This is a genomic window from Prauserella sediminis (genome assembly GCF_014195435.1).
Classification (GTDB): domain Bacteria; phylum Actinomycetota; class Actinomycetes; order Mycobacteriales; family Pseudonocardiaceae; genus Prauserella; species Prauserella salsuginis.
Genome location: NZ_JACIBS010000002.1, coordinates 84,491 through 104,263, shown reverse-complemented (window position 1 = coordinate 104,263; position 19,773 = coordinate 84,491). Strand labels below are relative to the sequence as shown.

Genomic DNA, 19,773 nt, shown 5'->3' with positions numbered 1-19,773 from the left:
GCGCCGTCCGCGACCCACAACCGGCCGCCGGCGGCGGGCGCGGGCGGTCATCGACCCCACGTCGGCCAACGCGGCGACGACCACAACGCGGTGACGGCCGGCCGGGGACGACCACAGCCCGGCGACGAGCACGGAGCAGTGACTACCCCGGACCTGTGACAACCCCGGACCTGCGACAACCACAGAACCGGCGACGACCACAGAACCGGCGACGACCACGGAACGGTGACAACCGCCGGAGCGGGAACGGGCACGTGGCAGCGACCGTCACGGCACGTCCAGGAAAGCGGGTGCCGACTCCGACGGCGCCCACCGTCACCGCGACGGTGACAGCAACGCGCGCAGCCGGAGTCTCCCGGCGACGGCCAGCGCGGGCTTGGCCAGAACCCATTCCCCCAATCGATACTCCCGCCCGCGCACCAGCCGCACGGCGAGATCGGGCCGGCTGCGCCAGAGACATACGCGCGCCTTCTCCGCGTGCAGCGCGTGCGAGACGACGGCGATCGTGCCGGCGTCCTCGAGCAGGGGCGCGACGTTGACCACGTTCTCCCACGTGGTGCGGCTGGCCGTCTCGGTCACCAACGGCCCGTCGTAGCCGCGGACGCCGCGAGCGTAGGCAGCCATCACGGTCGCCTCCGGGACCGGCCCGGCCACCGCGCCGCCGGTCAGGATCAGCCGCGCGCCCCGTGTGCGCGACCGGAGCCCCGCGCGCACGCGCCAGCGGTTGACGGCGTTCGCCCGTACGCCACGGTTGCGGTACCCGAGCACGACGACGACATCAGGCCCGTCGCCGCGACGGGACGTGCCGAGCCACCGCCGTGACGACCGCCAATGCTCGACCTCGCCCCACACCAGGACGGCGATCACCGCGGCGGCCGCCGTCGTCACACGCATACCCCGACCGTAGGCCGGGACCGCCGGGACGCGCTCGTGGACGCGGCCGCAGGTGCTGTGACCACGGTCGCTCCGGCCGCGGTCACGGCAGGGTCCTGTTACTGCGCCGTGCTAAGCATGTCGGCGTCCCAGCGGGAGCGGGACGGAGCGAGGAGGCAGGCATGAGTGGATCCGACGGCAGCGGCCCGGCGGGCCGTGACCATCCGTTCGACGCGGCCGTCGCGCTGAAGCCGGCCGACACCGGCGACGGCACGTACACGGGGGCGACGCACCCGGCCTACGCCAACATGGTCGGCCCCTACGGCGGCATCACCGCGGCGACGCTGCTCGAAGCCGTGCAGTGCCACCCCGAACGCCTCGGCGTGCCCGTGTCACTGACCGTCAACTACGCGGGGCCCGTCGCCGACGGCGAATTCACCGTGTCGGCCCGCCCGTCGCGCACCAACCGCTCCACCCAGCACTGGTCGCTCGAACTGACCCAGGACGGCCGGGTCATCACCACCGCCACCGCCGTGTACGCGGCACGGCGCGACACGTGGGCCGACACCGAGGCGACCATGCCGGACGTGCCCGAGCCGGAGGCCGTACCCGTCACGCCCATGCCGGACGAGGTCCAATGGGCCAAGAACTACGAGATGCGGTTCCTCGACGGCGCTCTGCCCGCACTCGAAGGAGCCCCGGAATCGCCGGACTCGACGACGATGCTGTGGGTCCGCGACGCCCCGGCCCGCCCGCTCGACTTCCCGGCCCTGGCCTCGCTGTGCGACGTGTTCTACCCGCGCGTCTTCCTGCGCCGCGGACAGGCCATGCCCGCGGGCACGATCTCGCTCACGGTCTACTTCCACGCCGACGAGGCGGTCCTGGCCGACCACGGCACACGTCCGGTGCTCGCCCGCGCCCGCTCGAACCGCTTCGGGCGCAGCTACTTCGACCAGTCCGCGTGCCTGTGGGGCACCGGCGGTGAGCTGCTCGCCACCACACACCAGCTGGTCTACTTCAAAGGCTGACACCGCCCCGGCCGGTCGCCCCGCCGCGGCATCGCCGGTGGACCGCCGCCACCGCCGCAGGACACGGCAAAGCAGAGGGGCCACGGCAAAGCAGCGGGCCACGGCAAAGCGGCAGAACACGGCGAAGCGGACCCCGGCGCCGGGTGGCGGCGACCGGGACCCGCTCCGTGTCCGGCGGCGACTACGGGATCGCCACGTCGGGCGACTCGGCGAGAACCTCCCGGTTGGCGGACGCGAGCTGCCAGGCGGTCTCCCGCAGCGGCACCCCGTCGACGTCCCACGAGCTCAGCAGCATCGCCACCTTCGACTGCATCTCGGTGCGCAGCCGGTGGAACGACGTCGCCGGATCGGCGTCGACGTAGCCGAGCAGCAGCCACCACGCCCACGCCGCCGCACCGGCGTTGGCGACGAAGTCCGGGATGACCGGGATCTCGCGGGCCGCGAGCATCGCCTCGGCCTCCGGCGTCGTCGCCGAGTTGGCGGCCTCGACGACGACCTTGGCCGCAACGTCGGAGACGTTGTCCGGCGTGACCGCGTACGAGATCGCAGCGGGGACGAGGATGTCCGCAGCCGTGGCGATCACGGCGTCCCGCGGCAGCTGCTGCACGTCCTCCGGAAGCCGGCTCCGGTCGATCTCGCCGTAGGCGTCCCGCAGTTCGAGCAGCGCGGGCACGTCGAGCCCCTCCGGCCGGTACAGCGTGCCCGCGGCGTCCGCCACGGCCACGACGGGCATACCGGCCTCGTGGAGGTAGAACGCCGCGCCACCACCCATCGTGCCGATGCCCTGGATCGCCACGGTGGTCGTCTCGTTCTCCCAGCCCCATGCACCGGCCGCGCCGAGGCAGGCCTGGGCGACGCCGTAACCGCCGATCACGTCGCCGAGCAGCAGGCCACCGGGCACGGGCGCGTTGAGCCCGGCCTGCACCCGCCGGAGCGTGCGCTCCGGGTGCGGGGCCCGCCTGATCGCGGCGTGGTAGCTCTGCTCCAGCCCGAGCCGGTCGAAGACGTCGTCGATCAGGTGCTGCGGCACACCGAGGTCTTCGGCCGTGACCCAGTGCGCGTCCAGCCACGGACGCATCGCCTGGCAGAAGCGTTCGAGGACCTCGAGCGCGCGGGGGTCCTTCGGGTCGAAGTCGATGCCGCCCTTGGCGCCGCCCACGGGAAGGTCGAACGTCGCGGTCTTGGCCGCCATGCCGCGGGCGAGGTCTTCGACCTCCTTCATGGTGCAGCCCGCGCGCATCCGAGTGCCGCCGGTCGCCAGGCCGGAGGCGAGGGTGTGCACCACGAGGAAGCCCTGGGCACCCGTGACCGGGTCGGTCCAGGTCAGCCGCAGCAGGGGCTCGCTGGTGCGAATGTCGGTCGCGCCAGCGGCCCGGGTGCCGGCCGCGGTGCCGCCGGCCGCTGGACGGTTTTCCATCGTGGTCACCTGAAACGCACCTCCACCATTCGTGTCGCCTGTTGTCGCCTGCTGCCGGGCCCGGCGCACCTGAAAACGGCAGCGTCCACCGCCACTCGGCGGTGTGCCGTTTCGTCGGTGAGGATCGGTGCTCAGCTGCGCTGATGCCGTGGTCGCCCGCTGCCTGCCCGCTACCTACAGCGTGGGCCCGGGAACGGCTGCGCGTCCAGTTAAAGATCACGCACGGAACCGTTCACGCTTCCTGCACAGGCCCACGTGTCTACGCTGACGGCCATGGAACTGTCGTTGCACCGCCTGCGCATGCTGCGCGAACTGAACCGGAGGGGCACCGTCACCGCGGCGGCCGGTGCGCTGCACTACTCGGCCTCGGCCGTCTCGCAGCAACTGGCTCAACTGGAACGCGACGTGGGCGTGCAGCTGTTCGAACGGCTGGGACGGAGGGTGCAGCTGACCGAGCTCGGCACGCTGCTGGCCGAGCACGCGGAGGAGATCCTCGATTCGGTGGGCAGGGCGACGCATGCGCTGGAGAACGCCCAGGACGGGCTGTCGGCGCGGCTGACGGCGGGAGTGTGGGCGTCGGTGGCCTCGGGGCTGCTGCCGCCCGCGCTGACGGCGCTGGCATCCGAACATCCCGGCATCGAGGTGCGTACGCGCGAACTGGCTCCCGAGGAGACGGCGGGCGCGGTGCGGGACGGCACGCTCGATTTCTCGTTCGTGATCGACTACTCGGACTATCCGATGCCGTGGGATCCGGCGCTGGCGCGCGAGGTCGTCGCGGTGGAACGGCTGCACGCCGCGGTGCCGACCGGTGTCGTGCCCGAACCGGCGGTCTCGCTCATCGACCTCGCCGAACACCCGTGGGTGCTGGCGGGACCGCGGTCGCATTTCGGCCGCGCCGTCCGGATCGCCTGTCAGCAGCGGGGATTCGAACCGAAGATCGCGCACGAGGTTGAGGAACAGGCCACCGCCCTGGCGATGGTCGGTTCCGGGCTGGGCGTCACGCTGGTGTCAGACCTCGGACTGTCGCTGCTGCCGCCCGGTGTGGACATCATCGCGCTGACCGAACCGGTCATGCGGCGCGTGTCGATCGCCTATCGGGCGAAGGGCACACCCCGGCCGTCGCTCCGGCTGGTCATCGAGGCGGTGCGGGCCGCGGCGGCCGAGAAGGGACTCGGCGCCAGCGCCACGCTGCCGTGACCCGGCTCCGCAGGGACGTGGCCGGCGGGACGGGTCCGCTCCGGGACACGGCAGCCGGGGACGGGTCCGCTCAGCGGTCTCCGGCCGGGATGATGATCCAGAGCGCGAGGTACAGCAGGAACTGCGGGCCGGGCAGCAGGCAGGAGGCGACGAATGCCAGCCGCATGGTCCGCGGCTTCCAGCCGAATCGGTGGGCCAGGCCCGCGCACACCCCGCCGAGTACGCGGTCGCTGCGGGAACGGGTGAGCTTCGTGGTCGTCGTCATACCTCCACCATGCTCCCGCGGCATGCATGCGGCATCGGGGACGTCCCCGATGCGGCCCCCGAGATCGTGGCTGTCCACGAACCCGGCGGCCCGGCGCTACGGTCGGTGCATGTCGCGTGCGGACAACCTGCCCACCTATACGATCCGCCAGCTGGCCGCGTTCGTGGCGGTGGCGGACACCGGAACGATCAGTGGTGCAGCTGAGCGCCTGCACCTGTCGCAGTCGGCGCTCGCGGCGGCCGTCACCGATCTGGAGAAGGCGCTGAAAGTCCAGCTCACCGTGCGGAAGCGCGCGCGGGGCGTGCAGCTGACGCCGACCGGCGAGACCGTGCTGAGTCGGGCGCGGACCCTGCTGCGGCAGGCGGGCGAACTGCAGGCCGACGCCGCGGGTGAGAACGGTGTCGTGGCAGGGCCACTGGCACTCGGCTGCTACCCGTCGCTCGGGCCGACCGTTCTGCCGGAACTGTTCCGCGCTTTCACCCAGTGTTACCCCGACGTGCGGATCGAACTGCACGAGGCGACGCAGAACCGGCTCCGCAGCAGCCTCGACGACGGTGAGCTCGACCTGGCCATCGCCTACGACCTCGGCCTGTCGCAGGATTGGCGGACCAGCACGCTGGGGACCCGCGATCCGCTCGTGCTGCTCGCTCCGGACCACCCGTTGGCCGGTGCTCCCGGGCCGCTCCGGCTGGTGGACCTCGCCGCTGAACCGATGGTGCTGCTCGATGCACCCCCGAGTTCCGAGCACGCCTTCGAGGTCTGTCGGCAGGCCGGGTTCGCCCCACGCGTGGCGTACCGGACGCAGAATTTCGAGACCGCGAGGGCGTTCGTCGGCCGCGGTCTGGGGTGGACCCTGCTCGTGCAACGGCCGCAACACGACCGGACCTACGACGGTTCCAGCGTCGTCGCCCGTACCGATCTGGAGCCGCGGCCTGATCCGGTCGAGATCGTCGTCGCCTGGAACCGAGGATCGATGTTGAGCACGGTCTCGCGGACGTTCGTGCAGTTCGCGGCCGGCGCGAGGAGCACTTCCCTGGAATCCCCGGGGAACAACCCTGGATAGTTGCGCTTTTCGGGGCGCGGAAAGGCGGGCGATGCTTCCTGCGGTGCGCGGTGCACCGGAGCCCGCGCACACAGACATCCCGAAAGGCGAGACCAATGACGGCGACCGCCACACCGGCGTCCGGTTCCTCCGGGACGCCTGATCCCCAGCCGACCGACACGCAGCCTGGCGCCTCGGCAGAGCACGACCGCCGGAACGCCCGCCGAGCCGTGACGTCGAGTTTCGTCGGCACCGCCATCGAGTGGTACGACTTCTTCATCTACGGCACGGCCGCGGCACTGGTGATTGGTCCGCAGTTCTTCCCCGGCGGATCGTCGGTAGCCTCGACCCTCGCGGCGTTCGCGACGTTCGCGGTCGGGTTCGTCGCCCGCCCGATGGGCGGCGTCGTGATGGGCCACTACGGCGACCGGATCGGCCGCAAGTCGATGCTCGTGCTGTCGCTGGTGCTGATGGGAGCGGCGACCGTCGGCATCGGCCTCTTGCCGACGTTCGACGCGATCGGCGTCGCGGCGCCGATTTTGCTGGTGCTGCTGCGGTTCGTGCAGGGCATCGGCGTCGGCGGCGAATGGGGCGGTGCGGTGCTCGTGGCGACGGAGAACGCGCCCACGGGCAAACGGGGTCTCTACGGCGCCGCACCGCAGCTCGGTGTTCCCGCGGGCGTACTCGGCGCCAACCTGGTGTTCCTGCTCATGACGACGTTGCTCGACGACGCCGCGTTCGCGTCATGGGGCTGGCGCATCCCGTTCCTCGTCAGCGCCGCGCTCGTCGGCGTGGCGATGTGGATCAGACTGGGTGTCGCCGAGAGCGATGAGTTCAGCAGCGCGCGCCAGACCGACGCGGTCGCGAAGCTGCCCGTCGTCGAGGTGTTGCGCCGCAACGGGAAAGTCGTGTTGCTGGCCGCGGGCACGTTCGTCGCCACCAACGGCATCGCCTATGCCTTCATGGTCTACGTGCTCACCTACGGCACCGAGGAACTCGGCTTCCCCCGTTCGACCATGCTGTGGCTGCTCATCGGTGCCTGTCCTGTGTGGATGGCGGGGATGGCCCTGTCGGCGTGGAAATCCGACACCGTAGGCCGGCTGCGGGTGTACGTTATCGCTTCCACGGCGTTGGTCGTCGCGGCCGCCGCGTTCTTCCCGTTGCTCGACACCGCATCGATACCGCTGATGACGGTCGCCATGCTCGTGCTCGGTTTCGTGCTCGGGACCACGGCGGGGCCGCAGTCGGCGCTGTTCGCGGAGTTGTTCCCGGTGCACCTGCGCTACAGCGGGGCCTCACTCGGCTACCAGATCGGCGCGATTCTCGGCGGTGGCCTCGCCCCGTTGCTGGCCACGTCGCTCTACGCGGCCTTCGGCGATTCGTTGGCCGTCACCGGTTACTTCGTCGTGCTCGCCGTGATCAGCCTCGGCTCGGTGCTCGCCCTCCGTGCCTCCCGCGCCGAGCCTCCGACCCCCACGCGCGCCGATCAGGAGGTGACGGCCTGACATGACCGCCTATTACCGGCCCCCGACCTATCCCGCCACCGACGTCGTCCCGACGGCCGAGGGCGTCGAGCCGCTGCCGGTCCTCGTCATCGGAGCCGGACCGGTCGGGCTCGGCGTCGCGCTCGGGCTGGTGCGTCGCGGCATTCCCGTCACGGCCGTCGAGGCGGGCGAGTCCGTGTCGTTCGGCAGCAGGGCGATCTGCTTGTCGCGGCACAGCCTCGAAGTCTCCGACCGGCTCGGTTTCGGCCCCGAGCTCGAGAAGATCGTGCTGCCGTGGACCGGCGGCCGCACGCACCACCGCGACCGCGAGGTGCTGCACTTCCAAATGCCGCACGGTGAGCACGCCGCGCGGCCGCCCATGGTCAACGTGTCCCAGTCGGAGATCGAACAGGTGATGGTCGATGCACTGCTCGAGCATCCGCTGGCCACACTCCACTGGTCCGCCGAGGTGACCGGCCTGGTTCAGGACGAGGAGGCCGCGCGGGTGACGCTGCAGACCCCGTTCGGCGAGCGGGACCTGCGGGCACGGTGGGTGGTCGCCGCGGACGGTGGGCGCAGCACCGTGCGCCGCCTCGCCGGGCTGCGGATGCAGGGCACGAGTTACGAAGGCAACTACGTGATCGCCGACATCCATTGGCCGTCCGAGCTGCCCGCGGAACGGCTGGTCTGGTTCGACGCGCCCAGCAACCCCGGGTCGACGATCATCATGCACCGGCAGCCGCGAGATATTTGGCGGATCGATTACCAGCTCGACGCCGCCGACGACCCCGCGGCCGAAACGGCCGAGGAGCGCATTCGTGACCGGATCACGCGACATCTGACGTGGCTCGGCAGCGATGTTCCGTGGACGCTCGAATGGCACGGCTACTACCAGGCCCGCGCGCTGGCGCTGCCCGACTTCGTCCACGGGCGCGTGGTGTTCGCGGGGGATGCGGCGCACCTGGTGCCGATCTTCGGCGTGCGCGGGCTGAACTCGGGTATGGAGGACGCGGAAACGTTGGTGTGGCAGCTCGCAGAGGTGGTGCGTGGCAGGGCCGACGCGTCGTTGCTCGCCGCGTACTCGGTCGAACGGCACGCGGCGTGGCGGCAGAACGTGGACAACGCGGGCAAGTCCACCTTGATCATGTCGCCCGGCACCCGCGGCCACCGCCTCACCCGCGATGCGGTGCTGGCGCTTTCGGCCGACCATCCGGAGTTCTCCCATCTGCTCAACCCGCGGCAGTCGTCGGCCACGCACACGCACGGCTCACCGTTGACCTGGCCCGCGGCGGCTGACGTGCCGGGCATGCGGCCGGGTGACCCGCTCGAAGACCGGCGGGTGCGGCGCCGCGTCCCAGGGGCGCCGGCGCAGGAGACGTCGTTGCACGCAGTGCGGGGCCACGGCTTCAGCGTGCTGGTGGCCGGTGCGAGTCCGGCGCGGGCGGCCGAGGTGGTCGCCGCGACCCGGCGGCTCGCCGACGAGCTCGCACCGGAACCGGTGTCTGCGGTCATCGTGCCGGCGGACACCGACGCCGATCACCCGGCCGGGGACATCGCCGGAGACGTGGCGGTGCTCGACGACCCGGCCGGCGAACTGGCTGCGGCATGGGGCGCCGAGCCGGGGGAGATGTTCGTCGTGCGGCCCGACGGGCAGGTGTTGGCGCGCACCCGCGAGCCCGCCATGCTCGATCGTGTGGCGCCGCAGCTACGCGCGGGCACGGCACCGGACCCGGCAGCCGGCCAGGCCACCGGCGACGCGTTGCAGCGTCCGGTCGCCGTGTCCGCCGACGAAGCGGCGCGAGAGCAGGTGTGGCTCGCCCTCTCCTCCGGCATCGACAGCGTGGCAGGGGAGGGCGAGTCCGGAGGGTCCGGCGTCAAGGCGTTCCTGACCCGGTTGGCGATGGTGCTCGGTGACCGAGTCGGCGCGGACGAGTTCGCGCGGTGTCTCGAGATGGCGGCGCGGGCACGCTGATCGACGTGCCCGCGCGGGGTGTTCGCCTCCCGGGGTGCGGTGGTGGCACGTGTCCGGTTGCGGGTGGGCACCGGCCGGCGCGATCATCGCGGACGAGGTGGGGCCACGACCGAACGCAAGCCACCCGGCGTCGACTTCGAATCGTGGGTGGAGAAGCAGATCCGCGAAGCCCAGGAACGCGGGGAGTTCGACGCGCTCCCCGGCGCGGGGAAGCCGCTGACCGGATTGGATCGTGACTGGCTGAGCACCTACCTCGAGCGCGAGGGGCTGTCGATCGACGCCGCGCTTCCGGAACCGCTACGGCTGCGCAAAGAGGTCGAGAACCTTCACGAGGCGGTTGCGTCGCTGCGGAGCGAGGACGAGGTTCGCGAGACCGTGCGGGAGCTGAATCTGCGCATCGCCGCGTGGATGCGCTCCGGGGAGGGCCCGCGCATCCGCCTGGCACCCGTCGACGTCGACGACGTCCTCGGTGGCTGGCGCCGAGACCGTGGCCGTGTCCGCCCGGAACGGCCCACCGAACCGCCGGCCCCCGCGCGCGGGGAGTGGCCGACGTCTCCGCGCGCGGAGACGTCGCCGCGGAAGCGCCGCGCGTGGTGGCGCCGGGAGTGAGGGCGCGCCGAGCACGGCGGCAGTGGCGGCACCACACCTGCCGCCAGGGTAGGGGAGTGCGAACCCGGCCACGTGGTGGAGCAGGGCGAAGCTGATCAAGGTGCGTCGGCCACGGCGAGGAACAGCTCGGCGCAGTGGCCGACGATCTCGTCCTCGGTGGCCTCGAGGCTGCCGTCGAGCCACGACGTGAACGTCTGCGCCAGCCCACCCACGAGCATCTCGGCCAGGATGTCGAGCCGCGTGCTGCCGTCGACGCCGTAGAACTCGCGGGCCTGGAGTCCGAGCAGCCGGACGAACATGCGGGTGGAGGCGACCCGCCGCGCGGCGAGTGTGGAATCGGCCATCGACGGCGAGAACAGCAGCCTGCCGCGGCGCGGGTCCTCGGCGACGGCGCGCACGAGGCGCGCCAGTCCGGCGCGGACCTTGGCGTCCGCGTCGGCGGGAGCCTGTTGCACGGCCTCGAGGGTGGTGGCGGCGATGCCCTCGACGACATGGTCGTAGACCGCGGCCGCGAGGGCGTCCCGGTCGGCGAAGTTCTCGTAGAAGTACCGCGCGGCCAGTCCGGCGTGGCGGCACACCCCGCGCACCGTGAGGGCGCGGACGCCGTCGTCCGACCCGAGCAGGTCGAGGCCCGCGGCGACGAGCTGGGCGCGGCGTTCGGCTTGCCGGTCGGTCCCGCTGACGCCGCCGTAGGTACGGAGCGGTGCGCTGCTCATGGGTCCTATCTTGACATCTCCGTCGCGATCGCGGTTCCATATCTGCGAACGGCCGTGTGCAGATAATTGCGGACGGTGACGGCCGGGACGAGCCGGTCGCGTGGAGCGCGTCGAGCGAGGAGGCCCGATGAGCACCGATCAGGCAGCGCAGTCCCCACGGCCGGCGGCAGGAGGCGGGGGCGGCGATCGGGAGGAACCCGCCGTGCGGGAGACGTCGCCGGTTCACGGGCGGGAGGACGAGGTGTCGAGCCCGACCATGCGCCGGGACGTCGTGGTTGGTGCCGGGCTGCTGGCCGCGGCGGCCAACATCATCATGCAGCTGGCGCGGCCCGGTGTCGGCTACGGCGTGGTGGAGAGCAAGGTGGACGACGGCAACGTCTACAAGCGACCGTTCAAGCGCGGTCGCACCACGTTGACGTACCTGGCGGTGGCGATGCTCGGCACCGACGAGGAGCGCAGCGCCTACCGCAGGGCGGTCAACAAGCAGCACGTGCAGGTGCGCTCGGACGAGTCGAGCCCGGTCGAGTACAACGCGATGGACCCGGAACTGCAGCTGTGGGTCGCGGCGTGCCTCTACAAGGGGTTCGAGGACGTCTACGTCGCCTACCTGGGTGAGCTACCCGCCGACGAGCTCGACGCGATCTACCGCTCGGCCGCCCCGCTGGGGACCACGCTGCAGGTGCGGGAGGATATGTGGCCGGCGAGTCGCGCGGCGTTCGAGGAGTACTGGCAGCGCAATCTGGCGAAGGTCGACATCGACGACACGGTTCGTGAGTACCTGTACGGCATCGCCACCGCGTCGTTCCTGCCGAAGCCGCTCCACCTGCTGCTGCGCCGGTTCAACCTGTTCGTCACCACCGGATTCCTGCCACCGGAGTTCCGGCAGCAGATGCGGCTGCGATGGACGCCGCGTCAGCAGCGGCGGTTCGACGCCATGAACTGTGTACTCGGCCGGGTGATCCGCACGGCGCCGCTCTCGCTGCGCGCGTTTCCGTACAACGCCTACCTGTGGGACGTGCGGCGACGGCTCCGCGCCGGCAAACCCTTGGTGTGAGCCCGTGGCCCGCGTACCGAGACCCCGCAGGCCGAGGCCGGACACTATGGCCGGGTCTCGGCGGGTCTCGGCCCGTGAGTGCAGAACACGCGGTGCTGGGTGCAGAACACGCGGGGTGGACGGGTGGCCGACGCGGTAGTAGTTTATGTATTTACTAGATTGATCGGACGGTAGGGTTGGCGACATGGCGGCGAGTGATTCCGGCGAGCTGGACTTCTGGTCGTTCGTCGAGCTCGCCAATCGCAGACTCGCCCGGGAGTACGGCTTCCGGCACCAGCTCGCGACCGAGCTGCTGCTGACCCTCAACCGCGCGTCCAACATCGTCACCTACGACCTTGAGGCGTCCGTGCACCGGCCACGGGGGCTGTCCTGGTCGGGGTTCCGGCTGTTGTTCGTCACGTGGCTGGCCGGTCCGCTCGAGGCGAAGAAGGCGGCCGAGCTGACGGGGATGAGCCGTGCGGCCGTATCCAATCTGGCCAAGACGCTGGTGTCGGACGGGCTGTTGAGCAGGGAACCCGGATCGCGTGACGGCCGGTCGGTCCTGTTGTCGCTGACCGACGAGGGTCACCGCGACATGGTCGAGGTCTTCCGCGTGCACAACGAGCGCGAGGACGAGTGGGCGGGCGTGCTGTCCCCGGAAGAACAGCGGATCCTGATCATGCTGCTGGACAAGCTCGTCACCAACCGCGATCAGTTCGACGTCCGCGGCCGGAACTGAGTCCTCGCCGGAACGTACGCGCGGGCGAGGACGGCCCCGGCGCTGATTCCATTCAGTCGCATCCCGGTACGCGCACGTCTTGAAACTAGTACATCTGTTAACTAATGTGAGGATCGCGTGCCCTCGTGGTACGCGGGCGAGGCGACAGCAAGGAGGCAGTCATGGCCTATTACCGCCAGGTCGGCAGCGTGCCACCGAAACGCCACACGCAGCACCGGCGTCCGGACGGCGGGCTGTACTACGAAGAGCTCATGGGCGAGGAGGGGTTCTCCTCGGACTCGTCGCTGCTGTACCACCGCGGCGTTCCGTCTGCGATCGTCGACGCGCGGGTCTGGGATCTGCCGGACCTGTCGACCACACCGAACCACCCACTCAAACCGCGGCATCTGAAGCTGCACGACCTGTTCCCGAAGGAGACCTGGGCCGAGACCGACGTGGTCACCGGGCGCAGGCTCGTGCTCGGCAACGGCGACGTGCGCCTGTCCTACGTCGTGTCCACGAAGGACTCGCCGCTGTACCGCAACGCGACCGGCGACGAGATCGTCTACGTCGAATCCGGGCAGGCGACGGTCGAGACGGTGTTCGGCAGCCTGGAGGCGACGGCGGGCGACTACGTGTTCCTGCCGATGTCCACCACCCACCGGTGGCTGCCCCACGGTGACGGGCCGCTGCGGGCGTATGCGATCGAGGCGGGCAGTCACATCGCCCCGCCGAAGCGGTACCTGTCGCGGTACGGCCAGTTCCTGGAACATGCGCCGTACTGCGAGCGCGACCTGCACGGACCCGCCGAGCCGCTGATGCGGGAGGGGACCGACGTGGCGGTGTACGTCAAACACCGCGTCGGCGGCGCGATCGGCGGCAGCGTCCTCGTCTACCCGGAGCACCCGTTCGACGTCGTCGGCTGGGACGGTTGCCTGTACCCGTTCACGTTCAGCGTGCACGACTTCGAACCCATCACCGGCCGCGTGCACCAGCCGCCGCCCGTGCACCAGGCCTTCGAGGGCAACAACTTCGTCATCTGCAACTTCGTCCCCCGCAAGGTGGACTATCATCCGCTGTCGGTGCCGGTGCCGTACTACCACTCCAATGTGGACTCCGACGAGATCATGTTCTACTGCGGCGGCGACTACGAGGCGAGGAAGGGGTCGGGCATCGGGCAGGGCTCGATCTCGTGGCACCCCGGTGGTCATTCGCACGGGCCGCAGCCCGGCGCGGTGGAGAAGAGCCTGGGCGCCGAGTTCTTCGACGAGCTGGCCGTCATGGTCGACACGTTCCGTCCGCTCGAACTCGGCGAGGGCGCCCTCGCGTGCGAGGACTCGAACTACGCCTGGACCTGGTCCGGGCGGGGGCCCGGCCGGTGAGCGCGGCGGCGACCGCGCTGCCGGTGTTCGCCCGCGGGCTTTGCGACGACGCTGCGGTCTTCCCGCCCGGCCGTGCGCCGCTGCCCGAGGCGGTGGACCGGCACCGCGGCCACTGCTCGGCCGCCTACCGGGACCTCGTCGGGCCGCTGGTTCTGGCCGCGCCCGCCCTCGACGAGCTGCGTCCGCTGGTGCGGCCCGACGACGACCTGGCGCTCGCCGTGACCGCACCCGCGGGCCCCGGCCAGCTCGCCGGCGCGGTCGAGGCTGCGGCGACACTGCCTGTGCGGATGGTCGCCGCGGAGGTCGCGGTGCCCGGCGACGTCACGGAGTTCTTCGCCGAACTGGACCGGCTCGAGGTGCCGGACGTGACCGTCCACGTCGAGGTGCCGCGCGACGAGCGCAGGACCGCCGTCCTCGCCGGGCTCGCCGAACGCGGGTTGCGGGCCAAGTTCCGCACCGGCGGGGTCAGCGCCGAGTTGCACCCCGGGGAGGACGAGCTCGCGGCGGCCGTCGTCGCGGCGGTGCGCGCCGACCTCCCTTTCAAAGCGACGGCGGGGCTGCACCACGCGATCCGCAACACCGATCCGGAGACAGGCTTCCAGCAGCACGGATTCCTCAACCTGCTGCTCGCCACCGACGCGGCGCTGCAGGGCTCGGACGAGACCGCGGTCGCCGGGCTGCTGGCCCGGCGCGACGCTGCGGCGATCGCGGCGGCGGTGCGCGGGCTCGGCGCAGACAGGGCCGAGACCGTGCGGCGCTCGTTCGTGTCGTTCGGAACCTGCAGCATCACAGAGCCGCTCGCCGAGCTCGTGGACCTCGACCTGATTCCCGCCGCGCTGGCCGGTGGGCAAGGAGTGAACGCATGACCACCATCCCCATCCCCGCGGGCTCGCTGTTCGGGCTCGACAACCTGCCCTACGGGGTGTTCTCCACGCCGGGAACCGGCCCGCGGGTCGGCGTGCGCGTCGCCGACTCGGTCGTCGACCTGGCGGCCACATTGGGCGACGCGGAGTTCGCACGCCCGTCGCTCAACGACTTCATGGCGCAGGGGCGCGCCCGGTGGGACGAGGTGCGGCGGCGGGTCGCCGAACTCGCCGCAGGGGAGATTCCCGCCGAGGCGGTGCATCCCGCGTCGTCGGTGACGATGCACCGGCCGTTCGACGTCGCCGACTACGTCGACTTCTACGCCTCGGAGAACCACGCCACGAACCTCGGCCGCATCCTGCGCCCGAACTCGGAGCCGCTCCTGCCGAACTGGAAGCACCTGCCGGTCGGCTATCACGGCCGGTCGAGCACGGTCGTGGTCACCGGCACCGACGTCGTCCGCCCCTGCGGACAGCGTAAGACCGACGACGGCCCGGTGTTCGGCCCGTCGCAGCGGCTCGACATCGAGGCGGAGCTCGGCTTCGTCGTCGGCACCGGATCGCCGCTCGGATCCCGCGTGACGACCGCGGAGTTCGCCGAGCACGTGTTCGGCGCGGTGCTGGTGAACGACTGGTCGGCACGCGACATCCAGGCGTGGGAGTACCAGCCGCTCGGCCCGAACCTCGGCAAGAGTTTCGCGACGTCGATCTCCGCGTGGGTGGTGCCGCTGCAGGCGCTGGAGGCCGCCCGTGTGCCGGGGCCGAAGCAGGAACCGGAAGTGCTGCCGTACCTGAAGGAGGACCAGGACTGGGGGCTGGACATCGACCTGGCCGTCAGCTGGAACGGCCAGGTTGTCTCCCGCCCGGTGTACCGGGAGATGTACTGGTCGCCCGCGCAGATGCTGGCGCACATGACCGTCAACGGCGCCGCGGCGAGTACGGGCGACCTGTACGCGTCCGGCACGATCTCCGGCGCGGGCACACACGAACGGGGAGCGTTCATCGAGGTCACCTGGGGCGGTCAGGAACCGGTCGACGTGGCGGGGAGGAAGAGCACGTTCCTCGAGGACGGCGACGAGGTGGCCATCAGCGCCTCGGCGCCCGGCGCCGGCGGCGGGCGCATCGGCTTCGGCGAGGTGACCGGCCGGATCCTGCCGGCCGCGGACGTGGCCGGATGAGCGGCGGCAAGGTGGTCGCCGGTGCGGCGGAGGCCGTGGCCGACATCGCCGACGGCGCGAGGCTGGCCGTCGGCGGGTTCGGGCTGTCCGGCATCCCCGACACCCTGATCACGGCGCTCGCCGAGGGCGACGCGACCGGGCTTGAGGTGTATTCCAACAACTGCGGCGTGGACGGCCACGGCCTGGGCGTGCTGCTGGCCGCGGGCAGGATCTCCCGGGTCACCGCCTCGTACGTGGGTGAGAACAAGGAGTTCGCCCGGCAGTGCCTGGCCGGCGAACTGGAGGTGGAGCTGACGCCCCAGGGCACGCTGTCGGAGCGGCTGCGTGCCGGCGGGGTGGGAGTGCCCGCGTTCTACACCCCGGCCGGGGTCGGCACGCCGATCGCCGACGGCGGCCTGCCGTGGCGGTACGCCGTGGACGGTTCCGTCGCGGTGGCCTCCCCGCCGAAGGAGACCCGCGAGTTCGACGGCGTCGAGTACGTGCTGGAGAAGGCGATCAACGCCGACTTCGCACTCGTGCACGCAGCGCTGGGCGACACCGAGGGCAACCTCGTGTTCCACAAGACGGCGATGAACTTCAACCCGCTCGCCGCCATGGCGGGCAGGATCACGATCGCGGAGGTCGAACGGCTCGTCGAGCCCGGCCAGATCGATCCCGAGCAGGTCCACCTGCCCGGGGTGTTCGTCCAGCGGGTCGTCCACAGCGGAGCGCAGGACAAACGGATCGAGAAACGCACGGTCCGGGCGAGCGAGGAGGGCGGGCAGTGAGCGCGGCGACCGAGGTACCGGCCGGCTGGTCCCGGCAGGACATGGCGGCCAGGGCAGCCCGTGAACTACGGGCCGGGGAGTACGTCAACCTCGGCATCGGGCTGCCGACCCTCATCCCCGCCCACCTGCCCGAGGCCGTCGAGGTGATGCTGCACAGCGAGAACGGCATCCTCGGCACCGGGCCGTACCCGGCCGAGGACGAACTCGACCCGGACCTGATCAACGCGGGCAAGGAGACCGTCACGGTGACGCCAGGGGCGTCGTTCTTCGACTCCGCCCTGTCGTTCGGCATGATCCGCGGTGGGCACATCGACACCGCCGTCCTGGGCGGCATGCAGGTGTCGGCCACGGGTGACCTGGCCAACTGGATGGTGCCGGGTGCCATGGTCAAAGGCATGGGCGGCGCCATGGACCTCGTGCACGGCGCTCGGCGCGTCCTGGTGCTGATGGAACACACCACCAGGAAGGGGGAGCCGAAACTCCTTCCCGAGTGCACGTTGCCGCTCACGGGGCGAGGCGTGGTGCACCGGATCATCACCGACCTCGCTGTGATCGATGTCACTTCCCGTGGGTTCGTGTTGCACGAGACGGCGCCGGGCGTCACCGCCGAGCAGGTGGCGGCGGTCACCGACGCGCCGCTCGCGGTGGGCTGAACCCGCACCGGCGGCCGTCGAGATCCAGCTGGACCTCGACGGCCGCCGCCCCGGTTCGCCCGCGCCGCGATACCCGGCCGGCCGCGTGTCCGCGCCGCCGCACCCACTCCCGGCTGTGGGTCTTGACCAGGGGAAACGTCAATCTCGTCGGGTCGGCCGGCGGGTCGAGCCAACCTTTCAGGCGCATTCTGCGTCACAGTGCATGGAAGTGGTGGAAACCACCTGAATGGGGGTTGGCATCATGGAGCGCCGGTACGGACGAGAGTGAGGTATCCCGTGACGCAGTCGCCGCCAGCGCCGCCGGAGGTGTCGTCGCCGGTCGCCCCGGCCCCCGGCAAGACCCGGTACCGGCCCGAGTTGCAGGGTCTCCGGGCGCTTGCCTGTGCGCTGGTCGTCATCTACCACGTGTGGCTGGACCGGGTGTCCGGTGGCGTGGACGTGTTCTTCTTCGTCACCGGTTTCCTGATCACCGGCCAGCTCTTCCGGGCGAGCCTTCGCGACCGGGTCCGGTTCCGCGCCACCTGGGGCAGGTTCGTCAAACGGCTCTTCCCGGCGACGATGACCGTGCTCGTCGGCACCGTCGTCGCGGCCTACTTCCTGCTTCCGGAGACGCGCTGGGAGCAGACCGCGAGCGAGATCGTCGCTTCGGCGCTGTTCTTCGAGAACTGGCAGCTGGCAGCCCAGTCTGCCGACTATTTCGCTCAGCACGACCAGGCGAGCGTCGTGCAGCACTTCTGGTCGCTGTCCATCCAGGGCCAGTTCTACCTCGTGTGGCCGCTGCTGATCGCCGCGTTCGCGTTCGTCGTCAAGCGACTCGGCGGGAACCTGCACCGGTGGCTGATCGGCCTGCTGCTCGTGCTGACGGCCGGGTCGCTGGCCTACTCGGTGTACCTCACGGCCGCCGACCAGCAGTTCGCCTACTTCATGTCGGCGACCCGCGTGTGGGAGTTCGCCATCGGCGGGCTCGTGGCGCTGTCGATCGACAAGCTGTCCGTGCCGAGGGCGATCCGGGTGCTGCTCGGCTGGCTCGGCGTCGCGGGGCTAGTGCTGTGCGGTCTGGTGCTGCAGGTCGGCACCATGTTCCCCGGGTACGTGGCCCTGTGGCCGGTCGTGGCCGCCGCGCTGGTTCTGGTGGCAGGCCAGACGGGCACGGTGCTCGGCGCCGACCGCATCCTGTCGTCGCGGCCGCTGAACTACCTGGGCAACCTCAGCTTCTCGCTGTACCTGTGGCACTGGCCCGTGCTGCTGTTCTACGTACTGCTGCGGGACCGGCCCGAGGTCGGCCTGCGCGGTGGCGCGGTCATCATCGCCGCGTCACTGGCGCTGGCCATGCTGACCTACCACCTGGTGGAACAGCCGGTGTTGCGGGCGAAGCTGGACACCCGCACCGTGTGGGGTTCCTACCGCGTCGGCGCGGCGACGCTCGCGGTCGTGCTCGCCATGGCGGGTGCGTGGCAGCTGGCGGCCGTCGAACGGGCCACGTTCGTGCAGAAGGAGGACGACCCGGCACACCCCGGCGCTGAGGTCCTCTCGCCCGACGGGCCCAGCGCAGACGGTGGTGCCGAACCGATCCCGCCGTTCGCGGCACTGCCCAAGCAGTACGACAACTTCACCCAGGAGCAGTGCCGCCACTCGGGCAAGAACGAGATCGTCATCATCTGCAACGAAAGTCTCCACCCGAACCCGACACGGCGCATCGTCGTCGCGGGCGACTCGCATTCGCAGCAGTTCAACGCGGCGCTGCGGCCTGCGGCGGAGAAGGCGGGCTGGGAGATCATCTCCATGGGCCGCGGCGGCTGCCCGCTCACCACCGAGGCGCCCAACAACCCGGAGTGCACGGCCTGGAACGAGACGGTCATGCAGGAGATCCTCGAGATCAAGCCGGACGCCGTGTTCACCATGGCCAGCAGGGACGCGCACCCGATGCGGGACGAGATCACCCCGCCCGGGTACGTCGAGCAGTGGCGGACGCTCGAGGAGGCCGGTATTCCGGTGATCGCCGCGCGGGACAACCCGCGGTACAACCGGTCCCTGGCCGACTGTGCCGAGAAGCGCGGTGTCGACGATCCGTCGTGCTCGGTCTCGCGGGACGCGGTCTACGACCCTCAGCCGTCGTGGACGGCGGTGGAGAGCCTGCCGGAGAACGTGCACTTCGTCGACTTCAGCGACTACTTCTGCACGCCGACCGAATGCCCGCCGATGATCGGGAACGTGCTGGTCTACCTGGACAACAACCACATCACCAAGGCGTACATGAAGACGCTGTCGCCGATGGTGCAGGAGCGCGTGTCGGGGATCCTCGACCGCGTCGGCTGAGCACGACCCGGCCGGGGCGACGGGGTTCCCCGCCGCCCCGGCCGGTGCCGGATCATTCGCCGCGGCGGTTCTTCGCGCGCTGGTAGAAGTACGCGGCCCAGAAGCCGACGGCCGCCAGGACCATCACGACGGCGAACACCCACATGCCGAGGTTCGGTTCGGTCTCGGTCAGCATCAGCACGACCACCGCCACCGCCAGGACGGACAGGGCGACCATGCCGCGCACGACGCTCCGCGGGATCTCGATTTCGGCCATGCCG

The 19,773-nt window shown here is 70.9% G+C and carries 19 protein-coding genes; 14 read left to right on the top strand and 5 right to left on the bottom strand.

What is annotated here, in order from left to right:
* Positions 1 to 315: 315 nt before the first annotated feature.
* Entirely contained in the window at positions 316 to 894 is a 579-nt protein-coding gene (locus FB384_RS18875) for a YdcF family protein (protein ID WP_183785940.1), read from the bottom strand.
* A gap of 161 nt (positions 895 to 1,055) precedes the next feature.
* Here FB384_RS18875 and FB384_RS18870 point away from each other — a divergent pair, with 161 nt between their 5' ends.
* Positions 1,056 to 1,901: an acyl-CoA thioesterase gene (locus FB384_RS18870; RefSeq protein ID WP_183785938.1), complete on the top strand. Its 846-nt coding sequence runs from the start codon at positions 1,056 to 1,058 to the stop codon at positions 1,899 to 1,901.
* Between the two features lie 181 nt (positions 1,902 to 2,082).
* Here the strand turns inward: FB384_RS18870 and FB384_RS18865 are convergent, their stop codons facing one another.
* Positions 2,083 to 3,327, bottom strand: a complete 1,245-nt coding sequence (locus tag FB384_RS18865; protein ID WP_372497670.1) for a Glu/Leu/Phe/Val dehydrogenase dimerization domain-containing protein — start codon at positions 3,325 to 3,327, stop codon at positions 2,083 to 2,085.
* Positions 3,328 to 3,591: 264 nt separating this feature from the next.
* Here FB384_RS18865 and FB384_RS18860 point away from each other — a divergent pair, with 264 nt between their 5' ends.
* Positions 3,592 to 4,515: a LysR family transcriptional regulator gene (locus tag FB384_RS18860; RefSeq protein ID WP_183785936.1), complete on the top strand. Its 924-nt coding sequence runs from the start codon at positions 3,592 to 3,594 to the stop codon at positions 4,513 to 4,515.
* A gap of 70 nt (positions 4,516 to 4,585) precedes the next feature.
* Here the strand turns inward: FB384_RS18860 and FB384_RS18855 are convergent, their stop codons facing one another.
* Positions 4,586 to 4,780, bottom strand: coding sequence for a PspC domain-containing protein (locus FB384_RS18855; RefSeq protein WP_183785934.1), 195 nt, complete (start codon positions 4,778 to 4,780; stop codon positions 4,586 to 4,588).
* A gap of 109 nt (positions 4,781 to 4,889) precedes the next feature.
* Between FB384_RS18855 and FB384_RS18850 the strand changes: the two genes are divergently transcribed.
* From FB384_RS18850 to FB384_RS18835, 4 genes are all read left to right on the top strand, one after another.
* Positions 4,890 to 5,843, top strand: coding sequence for a LysR substrate-binding domain-containing protein (locus tag FB384_RS18850; RefSeq protein WP_183785932.1), 954 nt, complete (start codon positions 4,890 to 4,892; stop codon positions 5,841 to 5,843).
* A gap of 95 nt (positions 5,844 to 5,938) precedes the next feature.
* On the top strand, positions 5,939 to 7,327 hold the full coding sequence (locus FB384_RS18845) for an MFS transporter (protein WP_183785930.1): 1,389 nt from the start codon (positions 5,939 to 5,941) through the stop codon (positions 7,325 to 7,327).
* A gap of 1 nt (position 7,328) precedes the next feature.
* A complete protein-coding gene (locus FB384_RS18840) occupies positions 7,329 to 9,278 on the top strand; it encodes an FAD-dependent monooxygenase (protein WP_183785928.1) in 1,950 nt (649 codons plus the stop codon).
* Positions 9,279 to 9,320: 42 nt separating this feature from the next.
* Positions 9,321 to 9,887: a DnaJ family domain-containing protein gene (locus FB384_RS18835; protein ID WP_323985309.1), complete on the top strand. Its 567-nt coding sequence runs from the start codon at positions 9,321 to 9,323 to the stop codon at positions 9,885 to 9,887.
* 95 nt (positions 9,888 to 9,982) lie between these two features.
* Here FB384_RS18835 and FB384_RS18830 read toward each other — a convergent pair whose 3' ends face one another.
* Positions 9,983 to 10,603 carry a TetR/AcrR family transcriptional regulator gene (locus FB384_RS18830; protein WP_183785927.1) on the bottom strand — a complete coding sequence of 207 codons (621 nt, stop codon included), beginning with the start codon at positions 10,601 to 10,603 and terminating at the stop codon, positions 9,983 to 9,985.
* Positions 10,604 to 10,859: 256 nt separating this feature from the next.
* On the opposite strand from FB384_RS18830, the gene FB384_RS18825 reads away from it, so the two are divergent.
* From FB384_RS18825 to FB384_RS18790, 8 genes are all read left to right on the top strand, one after another.
* Positions 10,860 to 11,657 carry an oxygenase MpaB family protein gene (locus FB384_RS18825; protein ID WP_221213419.1) on the top strand — a complete coding sequence of 266 codons (798 nt, stop codon included), beginning with the start codon at positions 10,860 to 10,862 and terminating at the stop codon, positions 11,655 to 11,657.
* Positions 11,658 to 11,841: 184 nt separating this feature from the next.
* On the top strand, positions 11,842 to 12,375 hold the full coding sequence (locus FB384_RS18820) for a MarR family winged helix-turn-helix transcriptional regulator (protein ID WP_183785923.1): 534 nt from the start codon (positions 11,842 to 11,844) through the stop codon (positions 12,373 to 12,375).
* Between the two features lie 161 nt (positions 12,376 to 12,536).
* Positions 12,537 to 13,736 carry a homogentisate 1,2-dioxygenase gene (locus FB384_RS18815; protein ID WP_183785921.1) on the top strand — a complete coding sequence of 400 codons (1,200 nt, stop codon included), beginning with the start codon at positions 12,537 to 12,539 and terminating at the stop codon, positions 13,734 to 13,736.
* Positions 13,733 to 14,602, top strand: a complete 870-nt coding sequence (locus tag FB384_RS18810) for a hypothetical protein (protein ID WP_183785919.1) — start codon at positions 13,733 to 13,735, stop codon at positions 14,600 to 14,602. Before FB384_RS18815 ends, FB384_RS18810 begins: the two co-directional genes overlap by 4 nt.
* Positions 14,599 to 15,777, top strand: coding sequence for a fumarylacetoacetase (gene fahA / locus FB384_RS18805; protein ID WP_183785917.1), 1,179 nt, complete (start codon positions 14,599 to 14,601; stop codon positions 15,775 to 15,777). The genes FB384_RS18810 and fahA overlap by 4 nt, the downstream gene beginning before the upstream one ends.
* Entirely contained in the window at positions 15,774 to 16,544 is a 771-nt protein-coding gene (locus FB384_RS18800; RefSeq protein ID WP_183785915.1) for a CoA transferase subunit A, read from the top strand. Before fahA ends, FB384_RS18800 begins: the two co-directional genes overlap by 4 nt.
* Positions 16,541 to 17,197: a 3-oxoacid CoA-transferase subunit B gene (locus tag FB384_RS18795; RefSeq protein ID WP_323985308.1), complete on the top strand. Its 657-nt coding sequence runs from the start codon at positions 16,541 to 16,543 to the stop codon at positions 17,195 to 17,197. Before FB384_RS18800 ends, FB384_RS18795 begins: the two co-directional genes overlap by 4 nt.
* A 276-nt stretch (positions 17,198 to 17,473) precedes the next feature.
* Positions 17,474 to 19,513, top strand: a complete 2,040-nt coding sequence (locus FB384_RS18790; RefSeq protein WP_258935848.1) for an acyltransferase family protein — start codon at positions 17,474 to 17,476, stop codon at positions 19,511 to 19,513.
* Positions 19,514 to 19,565: 52 nt separating this feature from the next.
* On the opposite strand, the gene FB384_RS18785 is transcribed toward FB384_RS18790, so the two are convergent.
* Entirely contained in the window at positions 19,566 to 19,769 is a 204-nt protein-coding gene (locus FB384_RS18785; RefSeq protein ID WP_183785913.1) for a hypothetical protein, read from the bottom strand.
* Positions 19,770 to 19,773 lie beyond the last annotated feature (4 nt).

What these genes read in the sequence shown, in the direction of transcription:
- FB384_RS18845 (WP_183785930.1), top strand. Translation starts at nt 5,939, where the DNA reads ATGACGGCGACCGCCACACCGGCGTCCGGTTCCTCCGGGACGCCTGAT.
- FB384_RS18875 (WP_183785940.1), bottom strand. Translation starts at nt 894, where the DNA reads ATGCGTGTGACGACGGCGGCCGCCGCGGTGATCGCCGTCCTGGTGTGG.
- FB384_RS18825 (WP_221213419.1), top strand. Translation starts at nt 10,860, where the DNA reads ATGCGCCGGGACGTCGTGGTTGGTGCCGGGCTGCTGGCCGCGGCGGCC.
- FB384_RS18830 (WP_183785927.1), bottom strand. Translation starts at nt 10,603, where the DNA reads ATGAGCAGCGCACCGCTCCGTACCTACGGCGGCGTCAGCGGGACCGAC.
- FB384_RS18860 (WP_183785936.1), top strand. Translation starts at nt 3,592, where the DNA reads ATGGAACTGTCGTTGCACCGCCTGCGCATGCTGCGCGAACTGAACCGG.
- FB384_RS18815 (WP_183785921.1), top strand. Translation starts at nt 12,537, where the DNA reads ATGGCCTATTACCGCCAGGTCGGCAGCGTGCCACCGAAACGCCACACG.
- FB384_RS18785 (WP_183785913.1), bottom strand. Translation starts at nt 19,769, where the DNA reads ATGGCCGAAATCGAGATCCCGCGGAGCGTCGTGCGCGGCATGGTCGCC.
- FB384_RS18855 (WP_183785934.1), bottom strand. Translation starts at nt 4,780, where the DNA reads ATGACGACGACCACGAAGCTCACCCGTTCCCGCAGCGACCGCGTACTC.
- fahA (WP_183785917.1), top strand. Translation starts at nt 14,599, where the DNA reads ATGACCACCATCCCCATCCCCGCGGGCTCGCTGTTCGGGCTCGACAAC.
- FB384_RS18820 (WP_183785923.1), top strand. Translation starts at nt 11,842, where the DNA reads ATGGCGGCGAGTGATTCCGGCGAGCTGGACTTCTGGTCGTTCGTCGAG.
- FB384_RS18850 (WP_183785932.1), top strand. Translation starts at nt 4,890, where the DNA reads ATGTCGCGTGCGGACAACCTGCCCACCTATACGATCCGCCAGCTGGCC.
- FB384_RS18840 (WP_183785928.1), top strand. Translation starts at nt 7,329, where the DNA reads ATGACCGCCTATTACCGGCCCCCGACCTATCCCGCCACCGACGTCGTC.
- FB384_RS18870 (WP_183785938.1), top strand. Translation starts at nt 1,056, where the DNA reads ATGAGTGGATCCGACGGCAGCGGCCCGGCGGGCCGTGACCATCCGTTC.
- FB384_RS18800 (WP_183785915.1), top strand. Translation starts at nt 15,774, where the DNA reads ATGAGCGGCGGCAAGGTGGTCGCCGGTGCGGCGGAGGCCGTGGCCGAC.